The 11,400-nt window shown below is 37.8% G+C and carries 12 protein-coding genes; 6 read left to right on the top strand and 6 right to left on the bottom strand.

What is annotated here, in order from left to right; genetic code table 11:
- Positions 1 to 50 precede the first annotated feature (50 nt).
- Both VB691_RS25155 and VB691_RS25150 read right to left on the bottom strand, forming a co-directional pair.
- Entirely contained in the window at positions 51 to 401 is a 351-nt protein-coding gene (locus tag VB691_RS25155; RefSeq protein ID WP_323294266.1) for a hypothetical protein, read from the bottom strand.
- A gap of 118 nt (positions 402 to 519) precedes the next feature.
- Positions 520 to 1,476, bottom strand: a complete 957-nt coding sequence (locus VB691_RS25150) for a ribose-phosphate pyrophosphokinase (RefSeq protein WP_323294265.1) — start codon at positions 1,474 to 1,476, stop codon at positions 520 to 522.
- A gap of 310 nt (positions 1,477 to 1,786) precedes the next feature.
- On the opposite strand from VB691_RS25150, the gene bioD reads away from it, so the two are divergent.
- Positions 1,787 to 2,473, top strand: a complete 687-nt coding sequence (gene bioD / locus VB691_RS25145; RefSeq protein WP_323294264.1) for a dethiobiotin synthase — start codon at positions 1,787 to 1,789, stop codon at positions 2,471 to 2,473.
- Between the two features lie 30 nt (positions 2,474 to 2,503).
- Here bioD and VB691_RS25140 read toward each other — a convergent pair whose 3' ends face one another.
- Complete coding sequence (locus VB691_RS25140; protein WP_323294263.1) at positions 2,504 to 3,358, bottom strand: diguanylate cyclase; 855 nt, start codon at positions 3,356 to 3,358, stop codon at positions 2,504 to 2,506.
- Between the two features lie 181 nt (positions 3,359 to 3,539).
- Between VB691_RS25140 and argS the strand changes: the two genes are divergently transcribed.
- Positions 3,540 to 5,297 (top strand): arginine--tRNA ligase, encoded by a 1,758-nt coding sequence (gene argS, locus VB691_RS25135; protein WP_323294262.1) that lies wholly within the window; start codon positions 3,540 to 3,542, stop codon positions 5,295 to 5,297.
- Positions 5,298 to 5,436: 139 nt separating this feature from the next.
- Positions 5,437 to 5,667, top strand: coding sequence for a hypothetical protein (locus VB691_RS25130; RefSeq protein WP_323294261.1), 231 nt, complete (start codon positions 5,437 to 5,439; stop codon positions 5,665 to 5,667).
- A 265-nt stretch (positions 5,668 to 5,932) separates the two neighbouring features.
- Here VB691_RS25130 and guaA read toward each other — a convergent pair whose 3' ends face one another.
- The gene (gene guaA / locus VB691_RS25125) at positions 5,933 to 7,561 is read right to left on the bottom strand and encodes a glutamine-hydrolyzing GMP synthase (protein WP_323294260.1); all 1,629 of its coding nucleotides are present in this window, start codon (positions 7,559 to 7,561) and stop codon (positions 5,933 to 5,935) included.
- Positions 7,562 to 7,917: 356 nt separating this feature from the next.
- Between guaA and VB691_RS25120 the strand changes: the two genes are divergently transcribed.
- Positions 7,918 to 8,115, top strand: coding sequence for a hypothetical protein (locus VB691_RS25120; protein ID WP_323294259.1), 198 nt, complete (start codon positions 7,918 to 7,920; stop codon positions 8,113 to 8,115).
- Between the two features lie 171 nt (positions 8,116 to 8,286).
- Here VB691_RS25120 and dusB read toward each other — a convergent pair whose 3' ends face one another.
- Complete coding sequence (gene dusB / locus VB691_RS25115) at positions 8,287 to 9,318, bottom strand: tRNA dihydrouridine synthase DusB (RefSeq protein ID WP_323294258.1); 1,032 nt, start codon at positions 9,316 to 9,318, stop codon at positions 8,287 to 8,289.
- A gap of 97 nt (positions 9,319 to 9,415) precedes the next feature.
- Here dusB and VB691_RS25110 point away from each other — a divergent pair, with 97 nt between their 5' ends.
- Positions 9,416 to 9,577: a hypothetical protein gene (locus VB691_RS25110; RefSeq protein WP_323294257.1), complete on the top strand. Its 162-nt coding sequence runs from the start codon at positions 9,416 to 9,418 to the stop codon at positions 9,575 to 9,577.
- Between the two features lie 33 nt (positions 9,578 to 9,610).
- On the opposite strand, the gene rsmI is transcribed toward VB691_RS25110, so the two are convergent.
- Entirely contained in the window at positions 9,611 to 10,462 is an 852-nt protein-coding gene (rsmI, locus tag VB691_RS25105; RefSeq protein ID WP_323294256.1) for a 16S rRNA (cytidine(1402)-2'-O)-methyltransferase, read from the bottom strand.
- An 11-nt stretch (positions 10,463 to 10,473) separates the two neighbouring features.
- On the opposite strand from rsmI, the gene VB691_RS25100 reads away from it, so the two are divergent.
- A complete protein-coding gene (locus tag VB691_RS25100; protein WP_323294255.1) occupies positions 10,474 to 11,337 on the top strand; it encodes a sugar kinase in 864 nt (287 codons plus the stop codon).
- Positions 11,338 to 11,400: the final 63 nt, after the last annotated feature.

Raw genomic sequence — 11,400 nt, 5'->3', positions numbered from 1 at the left:
TTATAAGCTCTAAAAAGCTTATAATAAGAGGCTAAAGCCTCTACTACCAACTAATGGGGAAAGTTTGGGAAAAACAGTTTAATTCCTCCTGCTGTTAATGCTAGAATAAAGCCAACTACTACAGAACGATTGATAAATTCTTGAGTATCTAAACGCTTACTAACTCCTTTAAGTTCTGCATCAAGTGCTTTAATTTCTCCTGTAAGTTTAGCGTCCAATGTTTTAATTTCTCCTGTCAATTTAGTATCAAGTGCTTTAATTTCTCCCTTGACTGCTTCAATGGAAACTCTAGTCTCAGTTCTAAACTCGCTAACATCTTTTTGAAGATTGTCTAATTTTCCATTAATCTGCCCTAAAATTTCTTCTAAAGAGTAAGTAACGGTAACAGGTGTTTGACTCATCGCATTCTTCTCCCAGTAGATATATCTTTACTATTTATATTATCAATCTATGCTTCCCAAACAAAAAAACCTACCTTAAAACAGATAGGATTTTCAAAAAAATAATTAGGGTTTTCTCTTAGCGAAACATACTACTAACAGAAGTATCTTCATGAATGCGCCAAATAGCTTCACCCAATAAATTCGCCACGGAAAGCACAGTTAACTGTTCAAAACGGTGAGATTCTGGTACCGGAATAGTATTAGTGACGATCACCTCCTCTAAGACACCGCTAGATAGGCGAGAAATCGCCGGGCCGGAAAATACGGCATGAGTCGCACAAGCATACACCTGTCGCGCCCCTTCTTCGCGCAATAATCTCGCCCCTTCTGTAATAGTGCCAGCCGTGTCGATCATATCATCGACTAAAACCGCCGTTTTGCCCTTAACATCCCCGATAAGATTCATCACTTCAGCCACATTATGAGACTGACGACGTTTATCAATAATTGCTAAAGGGGCATCATTTAACTTTTTAGCAAAGGCCCTGGCCCGGGCCACCCCTCCCACATCAGGAGAAACGATCACCAAATCAGATAAATCTTTGGTGGCAAAATAATCCAATAAAACGGGGGAGCCGTAAACATGATCAAAAGGAATATCAAAATAGCCTTGAATTTGGGCAGAATGTAAATCCATGGCCAAAACTCGCTGGGCCCCGGCCTGAGTGATTAAATTCGCCACCAATTTCGCCGTAATGGACTCACGGCCAGCCGTTTTACGGTCGGCCCTGGCATAACCATAATAGGGAATAACTGCAGTAATTTGCCGTGCTGATGCTCGACGACAAGCATCAATCATGATCAATAATTCCATAAAATGGTCATTGACTGGATTACAACAGGGTTGGATTAAATAAACATCACAGCCTCGGATTGATTCTTGAATTTGAACGTATAATTCACCATCAGCGAATCGTTTCCGTACCATAGGCCCAATATCCATCCCTAAATAGCGGGCGACTTCTTGGGCCAAAGGAATATTCGCTGATCCAGAAAAAACACTTAGGCGGTTATTATCTGACAATGATGGCATTGTCGGTTGTAGCGTTAATATAGGGGTATGGCTCACAGCAGACTCTTGACCCTCAACTCACGGCAAACTCTATCATCTCAGGTTTTTGATTGTCTGATCAGATTTTCTTCCTTTCCCGATCATATCGAAATCAGGTTTAAATCAACAAAATTACACAGAGATTTCGGATTTCTGTTGGTATTGTTATCTTTTCGAGATTTTTACCCATAATGGGAGAAGGGAAGGAGCTTAGTTTTAGAATTCCCTTAAATTGCCCAAAAATTAACAGCTAAAAATATAATTAAATTATAGTTAAGGTGGGCGAGGGGACATGAAGACGCTATTAATTGCGGGAACAGATACAGAGGTAGGTAAAACCGTTTTAACCACTGCTTTAGCGGCTTATTGGCAAACTTATTCTAGTCATAAGTCTCTGGGGATCATGAAGCTGATACAGACAGGAATTGGCGATAAAGAGCATTATCAACAATTATTTGGGGATTCTGCTATTGATATTATTACGCCCCTCTGTTTTCAGACTCCGGTTGCTCCTCCCATCGCTGCTGAACGGGAAGAACGTAACATTCCTTTAGACGAGGTTTGGCGGGCTTTGAGTTCCCTACAACAAGCTAAAGATTTTGTCTTAGTCGAAGCAATGGGGGGGTTAGGATCTCCGGTAACTTGGGAGTTGACGGTGGCTGATCTTGCGGGAGAATGGCGTTTACCGACGGTTTTGGTGGTTCCAGTTAAGTTAGGGGCGATCGCTCAAACTGTGGCTAATGTGGCTCTAGCGCGTCAGAAAAAGGTTAACTTGAAAGGGATTATTTTGAGTTGTTCTCATCCTATTTCTGAGCAAGAAATTGCTGATTTTGCTCCGATTAATTTAATTGAATCTTTAACACAAATTCCCATTTTAGGGACTTTACCCTATTTACAAAACCCCCAAGATTTACATAAATTAGCTCAAGTTGCTTCTAATTTAGACTTAGAATCATTTTTATCAATGAATAATTATTAATTATTCATTGGTGAATATCCCGAATTTAGACTAATTTAATGTCTGATGTTTTAGTCCATTTTTGCCATTATTTTTGACATCATACATCAAATTGTCAACCTGTTCTATGGCGCGATCAACTGATTCGGGGGAGGTACGATAGGTAATAGCTCCAATACTAAAACTAATGGGTAATTGTTCTAATTCAATCATTACAAAAAGTTCTTGTTGAATGCGGTTTAAAACTATTTGTGCTGCTTCATAGTCTGTTTCTAATAAGATTAAAGCAAATTCATCTCCTCCCAACCGTGCTAATGTATCTGTCTGTCTAATACTTTTTTTAATAATTTCTGTAATTAATTTTAATAGATAATCCCCTGTGCTATGTCCTAAGTTATCATTAACTTGTTTAAAGTTATCCACATCAAAATAAGCTAAAGTTAAAGGATGTTTATAACGCCCAGAACGATCAATTTCTGCTTGTAATAATTGACGAAAAAATCGCCGATTAATCGCCCCTGTTAACCCATCAGTACGCGCTAATTTTTTTTCTCTTTCATAGGCTTCTTTAAGTTCTGAAAGTAAATAAGTAATCAACAAAAAAATAACCAGTCTTACCCCTGTATTCCAGACAATTAACCAAGTATAGGGATATTTATTAGCAACTAAATCCGCGAAAAACCAACTAAAAGAAGACAGTAGAGAAATCACAATACCAGAACTTCTACTCACAAACCAAGCGACTAAAATAATGGGAATAAAATAAACAATTGATAAAGACATATCAACTCTGATCAGATAGTCAATGGTTCCAATAATAACAACCAGTAAGACTCCCAAGCCAAAAACAAATAACTTGGGTAAAGATTCCAATTCTTTGAATAATGTGATGAGTAACTGCTTCATTTTAGTTGATTTATTTTCCTTAATTTTTTGAGATCTTTTTGATTAGTCTTGACATCAATTGGACGAAAAAAGCAACCAGAATACAATTTTGTTATAATTTTAGAGTAACTACTCCATTAATTATGATAAACTAAATAAGCTACAAACATTAGTTAATTTTTGATAACTATTCTAATTTCCTATGATTTCTCTTAATGAACAACTGATCCATTCTGTTAGTCAAGCTTTAGTCAAAGGGTTTGGCTCTGATTTTAAAAATATTGATCCTCAAGTTGGGCCGGCCAGGGATCTCAGACATGGAGATTATCAAATTAATATTGCCCTTTCTTTAGCCAAAACTTTAGGCAAACCACCAAGAGAAATTGCTCAAATAATTATTGATAATTTATCCTTAGAAAATATCTGTGAAACCCCAACTATTGGCGGCCCTGGTTTTATTAATCTTAAAATTAAACCAACTTACTTAGAAACTCAACTAAAAATTTTACAAAATGATGAGGGTTTAGGGATTAAAAAGATCCCTAATTCTCCCAAGATTATTGTAGATTTTTCTAGCCCCAATATTGCAAAAGAAATGCACGTCGGCCATCTTCGATCTACTATTATTGGTGATTGTATTGCCCGCACCTTAGAATTTTCTGGTTATGATGTATTAAGACTCAATCATGTAGGAGACTGGGGGACACAATTTGGGATGTTAATTACCTATTTAAAAGAGGTTTATCCCGATGCTTTAACTGAAGCAGACGCTTTAGATATTGGGGATTTAGTTAACTTTTATAAGGAAGCAAAAAAGCGGTTTGATGAAGTTCCAGAATTTCAAGAAACTGCCAGAGAAGCGGTTGTAAAATTACAATCAGGTGATCCCGAAACTCGTCAAGCATGGCAATTACTTTGTGAACAATCTCGCCGAGAATTTCAAGTAATTTATGATCGTTTAGATATTAAATTAACTGAGAGAGGAGAATCTTTTTATAATCCCTTTTTACAGGATGTAATTAAGGATTTAGAGCAGCAAGAAATCTTACAAAAAGATCAAGGAGCGCAATGTGTTTTCTTAGAAGGATTTACGAATAAATCTGGTGATCCTTTACCTCTTATTGTGCAGAAATCTGATGGGGGTTATAACTATGCCACAACAGATTTAGCAGCCCTCAGATATCGTATTCAAAAAGATGGGGCAACCCGCATTATTTATGTCACAGATTCTGGACAATCTAACCATTTTGCTCAAGTTTTTCAAGTAGCAAAAAGAGCCAATTTTTTACCAGATACTGTAGAAATAGTTCATGTTCCCTTTGGGTTAGTAAAAGGGGAAGATGGTAAGAAATTAAAAACCCGTTCCGGTGAAACTATTAAGCTTAAAGACTTATTAGATGAAGCGATTAATTATGCGCGTAAAGACCTAGAAAATCGCTTAAAATTAGAAGAAAGAACCGAGTCTGATGAGTTTATTAATAATGTGGCTCAAGTAGTAGGAATTAGCGCGGTTAAATATGCAGATTTAAGCCAAAATCGTCTCAGTGACTATATCTTTAGTTATGACAAGATGTTAGCTTTGCAAGGCAATACGGCCCCCTATATGCTCTATGCTTATGCGAGAATACAAAGTATTAGTCGGGAAGGAAATATTGATTTTGAAAAGTTAGGAGAAGATGCACAAATTATGCTTAAAGAAGATACAGAAATTGAGTTAGGAAAATATCTTTTACAACTCAATGATGTAATTAAAGAAGTCGAAAAAACCCTATTACCTAATCGTCTTTGTGACTATTTATATGAACTCAGTAAAAAGTTTAACCGTTTTTACGAAAATTGTCCGGTGTTAAAATCAGAAGATGCCTTAAAAACATCCCGTTTATTGTTGTGTGATTTGACAGCAAGAACCCTTAAATTAGGTTTATCTTTGTTGGGAATTTCTGTATTAGAAAGGATGTAATAATTAAGAATTTTGTAGGGGTTTAACACGGTTAAACCCTTTGATATAATTCTCTAGTTTTTAAGCTGTTAAAAATTTAATGGAATTTTTAGTTTTACTTAAATCATAATTTAGAAGTAACTCTATATTTGTTAAATTTATGGCCGCATCATCTCGGTGGTCTTTCCTTAAAAAAGAATGGACATTATTCCGTCAACTACGAAAAAATGTCAGTGAAGAAAAAATCTCAGAGAATACTTTATCTGAGAGTTTCATTCAGCAAATTTTAGCCAGTAACTTCTCTATTTTATTAATTCTGGCTACAGCGATCGCAACTTTTGTATTGATTTCTAATAGTGCTGCTACTATCATTGGTGCGATGATTAAGTAGTCGGACATAAATAAACAGCACTGTATTAAGAAATATCAACTAAACTGAAACCCTTACCTGTTCCCTATTCCCCGTTCCCTGTTCCCGAACCTCACAGTTAACTTTAAATATGTCCGACTACCCCACTTTACTCGATTTGGGAGTGGCGATCGCAGCGGGAACAGCCGGAGGCTTTGCATCAAATAAAGAGGGCATAATATTATTATGCCCCTACAAAATGATTGAAAAATGTAGGGGTTTAACACTGTTAAACCCTGATCTATCCTTACTCCCATTCAATAGTTCCTGGGGGTTTAGAGGTAATATCATAAACCACACGATTAACCCCTTTCACCTCATTAACCATGCGGTTAGAGATGGTTTCTAATAAATCATAGGGAACCTTGGCCCAGTCTGCTGTCATACCATCTTCACTGGTAATTAACCGTAAGACGATCGGATGAGCATAAGTGCGCTTATCTCCCATCACACCGACGCTACGGACGGGTAAAAGTACCGCAAAAGCTTGCCAAAAATCATGATACATCCCCTGCTTAGCAATTTCATCCCGCACGATAAAATCCGCATCCCGTAAGATGTTCAACCGTTCTGAGGTAACTTCCCCAATGATCCGAATGGCCAACCCAGGGCCCGGAAAGGGATGACGACGGACAATTTCTTCCGGTAAACCAATGGCCCGGGCAACTTTCCGCACTTCATCCTTAAATAACTTGCGGAGGGGTTCAACCAGCTTAAACCGGAGATCTTTGGGCAGTCCCCCCACATTATGATGGCTTTTAATCTTAACGGCTACCCTTTCCCCTGTTTTGGGGTCAACATTGGTATCGGCCGACTCGATCACGTCAGGATAAAGGGTTCCTTGGGCCAAATAGTCAAAGGGCCCCAGACGTTTAGACTCTTCTTCAAAGACTTGGATAAATTCATGGCCAATGAGACGGCGTTTCCTTTCAGGATCTGTCACTCCCTCTATTTGCTTTAAGAAGCGTTCCCGCGCATTGACATATTGAACGGAGATATGAAACTGACGATCAAAAATATCGACCAGTCTTTCTGGTTCCCCTTTCCGCATGAACCCCTGATCGATAAACATACAGGTTAATTTATCGCCGATCGCCCGATGAAGGAGAAAGGCTAAGGTTGAGGAGTCAACGCCTCCAGAAAGGGCTAATAAGACCTTTTTATCCCCCACTTTGGCCCGAATTTCTCGGATAGTTTCCTCGACAAAAGCTTCTGTCGTCCAAGTGGGTTCACATTCACAAATATGATAGACAAAGTTCCGAATTAGGGCAATACCACCGATGGAGTGAACCACTTCAGGATGAAATTGCACCCCAAACAGTTTCTTCTCATGGTCGGCGATCGCCGCACAAAGGGTATTTTCCGTATGGGCTAAAATTTCAAAATCTTGGGGGAGACGGGTACAGGAGTCGCCATGACTCATCCACATCGTGGAACCATCTTCGACATTGGTTAGTAAGTCGGTGGGATCGTCAATAGTCAGGGATGCTTTACCATATTCCCCTCGTTTGGCTTTTTCGACTTTGCCTCCCAATTGTTTTACCATCAATTGCATTCCATAGCAAACCCCTAAGATGGGGATACCCAGTTGCCAAATTTCTGGATCGCATTGTGGGGCGAGATCGTCATAAACTGAGTTGGGGCCACCTGATAAAATAATCCCTTTCGGGTTAATTTGGCGCAGTTTTTCGGCAGTGGTTCGATAGGATAATACTTCTGAGTAAACTTGAGTTTCTCTGATGCGACGAGCAATTAATTCTGAGTATTGAGAACCAAAGTCAAGAATGACAATAATTTGGCCTTTTAGACTTTGTTCAAGAGAGGTTGTAGGTACAGTCTCTGAGTTTTGGGGAAGGGAAGGGGTTTGGGTAGTCACGTTTCAACAATTCAAGCAGATAGGGATTAATCGGTCAAACTTTGCTAAGATTACAACCTACTCAAAGTAGATCTTCTATTCTGGTTTGTCGTGGAATAGAAAGATGATCGGTTTAATAATTAAAATTAAATATTCTGGTTATTATAGCATTATTTTGAGAATTAGTTGACATTTAGTTATGACCACCTACTTATTTTATTCTACTTCTTTCTATTTTTTTCTACAACCAGGAATGATTAACTTGTTTAAATTGCTGACATTTTGGGACTGACATCCTCTTTAAGTTCCCTGTATCATAAATATAGTTTAGGCAATTAAAACCACTAATTTATAAACAATTTTTAGGAGAGATTTTAATGTTTTTAACTTCTGGGAAAGTTTTTGGTATTCTCCGAAACTACCTAATTCTTGCTTTATTTGTTATGTTCATTAGTTTGGGATTAACTGATATTTTTACTAACCCTAACCGCCTCAAACAGCAACAGCATCTCGATTATTATGGACGCTATTTTAGTGCGGGTTTAGTCAATAAGTTACCAACGTTATTCCGTTAGTTAAAGTTTACCATCCTTGTTTCTCTTATAAATAACCCTCCTATTTGTGAGGGTTTTTCCTTATCTTAATAAGCGTTTAATCCATTTTAATTTAGCTGAATAGGGAGGAAAATCTTACGCTTTTTAACCCATTTTTTAAAATGTTTTAAGGTATGATTTATATCATAATAATTAATGAGTAGTCTTGCTAAAATTAGATAAACAATATTCAATACCTTTATCTAACAATTGATGTCCTTGTTCTACTGTTTCAATACGAGACACCTGCTCTCTCAATTCTGATGCACCAGGGAACCCTTTACAATACCAAGTTAGATGTTTTCTTCCCTGATAAATTCCCCGTTTTCCTTTATATTCCCATAACCCTTGTAGATGTTCTTTCGCACATTCTAACCGTTGAATTGCTGTCGGAGAGGGTAAAATATTTCCAGTTTGTAGAAAGTAGTCAATTTCTCCCACTAAAAAAGGATAACCGAGGGTTCCTCTAGAACACATTACCCCATCTGCTCCTGTCATTTCTAAACACTTTATTGCTGCTTCTACTGAAAAAATATCCCCATTAGCAATAACAGGAATAGTCAAAATTTCTTTAACTTTTTTAATCCATTCCCAACGGGCCAAACCCTGATAACCTTGGGCGCGAGTTCTCCCATGAATAGTTAACATAGATGCTCCAGAATCTTGCATTTTTTGGGCAAATTCTAGGATATTAATTTCATTATCATCCCAGCCTATTCTCGTTTTTACGGTAACAGGAACATCAACCGCTTTCAGGACTTCTTTAATAATAGCTTGGGCAATATCTGGTTGACGAAGTAAAGAAGATCCACCGCCTTTTTTAGTAATTTTATTAACAGGACATCCCATATTAATATCAATAGTCTGCGCCCCTTCTCCTACAGCTTTTTGAGCCGCTTCTGCCATAAAATCAGGACGACAATCAAATAATTGAATGCTAATAGGTTGCTCATGAGGATCAATTTCCATTAGTTTTGGCAGTTGTTTTAAATGATGGATTTCTGTGGCACTCACCATCTCTGTATACATCATAGAATGAGGTGCATAACGTCTCGCTAAGCGACGAAACACCAAGTCTGTTACCCCCGATAAGGGAGATTGTAAAACGCGACTTTTGACCTCAACTGTGCCAATTTTTAAAGGGGTTGATAATTTCTCTTTGAGGGAACAAGATAGGGATAACATTTAATAATTACAGACCATTAAGGGTAGGTTGTGTCAACAAAGTGTTATAATCAAAATTATTAGCACTTTAATCAGATTCAGTTACTCATTAATTATAATGTTTTCTCAGCATAATAATCAGGATGATCCCGAAGTCGTTACAGACAACAAACAAGCTCAAAAACTGGAAAAAGAGCCGATACTTTGTCCCCATTGCCGACGCACTGCTAGTAATGGCATTAAATGTAAGGGCATTTGTGTGGCCGATAGCGACTACTAAGCTAAGGGGTCAAAATATCTTGATAATATTTTACTAATTTTCTAAGGATAAATCATAGATTTGACGACGAGAAAAAGAGGTAAATTGTGCCAACTGACGACTAGCTTGCGATCGCGTCATTCCTTGCTCTAATAATTGTTGTAATTCCTCCTTTAATTGGTCTATAGTCAAATTAAGAGAACTACTTTGAGGACATCCTTCTAAAACTAAAGTAAACTCTCCTTTGATGTGTTGAGAATCTTGGTAAAATAAAACAGCAGCTTCTAAAGTGCCTCGCCAAAATTCTTCATAACGTTTAGTTAACTCTCTAGCCAAAGTTATCTGACGATTTTTCCCAAAAACGTCGGCAAATTCGCTTAAAGTTGCTAGAATACGATGAGGAGCTTCATAAAAAATGAGGGTGCGGGTTTCTGTGATTAAATTCGTCAAGCGATCGCGTCTTTCCTTCCCCTTGGTAGGAAGAAACCCCTCAAAAACAAAGCGATCCGTCGGTAAACCAGAAGCAACTAGGGCCGTCATGGCCGCCGTTGGGCCAGGAATGGGAATGATGGGTATTTTAACCGCAATACAAGCACAAATTAACTCATAACCTGGATCAGAAATACCTGGCATTCCCGCATCACTAACTAAGGCAATACTATGCCCTTGTTGGAGTCTGTTTAATAGTTCTGTTTGACGGGCTAAACGGTTATGATGGTGATAACTAATCTGAGGTGTGGTAATTTGAAAATGCTGCAACAATTTAGCAGTATGACGGGTATCTTCTGCGGCGATAAAGTTAACTGATTGCAAAATTCGGATAGCCCGAAAAGTGATATCTTCTAAATTACCGATGGGAGTTCCCACAAGATAAAGGGTTCCTTGCTGTAAGTTTTCATTGTTCATTATCTTCACTCATGAATGGATTATTTGTCGGTTTAACGACTTTAGATATTATTTATCTTACTGATCATTTTCCTCAGAATAATGAAAAAATTGTTGCCATTGATCAAACTATTGCCGCAGGAGGGCCAGCGACAAATGCGGCCATTACCTTCAAATATTTTGGCCATCAAGCAACGGTTTTAAGTGTGATTGGAAATCATCCCATTAGTCAACTGATTTGTGCCGAATTAGAAGATTGTTCCATTGATGTTTTTGATCTCGAACCTTTTTATCAAAATCCTCCCCCTGCTTCTTCAATTATTGTTAATCAAGGGACAGGGGAACGGGCAGTTATCTCCATTAATGCTATCAAATCTCAGGCAAAAGTGGGTAAATTGTCCTTAGAGATTTTACAAGATATTGACATAATTTTGATTGATGGTCATCAAATGCCCGCGAGTCAAATTATTGCCCAAAAAGCCCAAGAAAGAGGCATTCCTGTTGTTATTGATGGAGGAAGTTGGAAACCTGGCTTTGAGAAGGTTTTACCCTATGTTGATTATGCCATTTGTTCGGCTAATTTTTATCCTCCTAATTGTTCTAATACTCAAGAAGTTTTTGATTATTTAAAACAAAAATCAATTCCTTATATTGCAATCACTCAAGGAGAAAAACCCATTCAATATTGGACTAAAAAACGAGCAGGAATGATTGATATTCCACCGATCAAAGCCATTGATACTTTAGGGGCGGGGGACATTTTTCATGGGGCGTTTTGTCATTTTATTTTAGGCTATAATTTTGTTGATGCCCTTGCTAAATCTTCTCATATTGCCTCAGTTGCTTGTCAATCTTTTGGCACTCGTCAATGGATGTCTCTAACACAAAAAGCCTAATTATGAAGACTTCTAACATAGTTTAAATTGTTGTTAATCAAAGAACTGGCATCAATATTGTAA

Source organism: Crocosphaera sp. XPORK-15E (assembly GCF_034931425.1).
In the GTDB taxonomy this organism is placed as follows: domain Bacteria; phylum Cyanobacteriota; class Cyanobacteriia; order Cyanobacteriales; family Microcystaceae; genus UHCC-0190.
Note: the sequence above shows the minus strand (reverse complement) of the source record. Positions and strands in the feature narration are given on the sequence as shown.

Coding starts and splice junctions, on each gene's coding strand:
- VB691_RS25130 (WP_323294261.1), top strand. CDS start 5,437: ATGGCCGCATCATCTCGGTGGTCTTTCCTTAAAAAAGAATGGACATTA.
- bioD (WP_323294264.1), top strand. CDS start 1,787: ATGAAGACGCTATTAATTGCGGGAACAGATACAGAGGTAGGTAAAACC.
- VB691_RS25110 (WP_323294257.1), top strand. CDS start 9,416: ATGTTTTCTCAGCATAATAATCAGGATGATCCCGAAGTCGTTACAGAC.
- dusB (WP_323294258.1), bottom strand. CDS start 9,318: ATGTTATCCCTATCTTGTTCCCTCAAAGAGAAATTATCAACCCCTTTA.
- VB691_RS25155 (WP_323294266.1), bottom strand. CDS start 401: ATGAGTCAAACACCTGTTACCGTTACTTACTCTTTAGAAGAAATTTTA.
- VB691_RS25100 (WP_323294255.1), top strand. CDS start 10,474: ATGAATGGATTATTTGTCGGTTTAACGACTTTAGATATTATTTATCTT.
- VB691_RS25150 (WP_323294265.1), bottom strand. CDS start 1,476: ATGCCATCATTGTCAGATAATAACCGCCTAAGTGTTTTTTCTGGATCA.
- rsmI (WP_323294256.1), bottom strand. CDS start 10,462: ATGAACAATGAAAACTTACAGCAAGGAACCCTTTATCTTGTGGGAACT.
- VB691_RS25120 (WP_323294259.1), top strand. CDS start 7,918: ATGTTTTTAACTTCTGGGAAAGTTTTTGGTATTCTCCGAAACTACCTA.
- VB691_RS25140 (WP_323294263.1), bottom strand. CDS start 3,358: ATGAAGCAGTTACTCATCACATTATTCAAAGAATTGGAATCTTTACCC.
- argS (WP_323294262.1), top strand. CDS start 3,540: ATGATTTCTCTTAATGAACAACTGATCCATTCTGTTAGTCAAGCTTTA.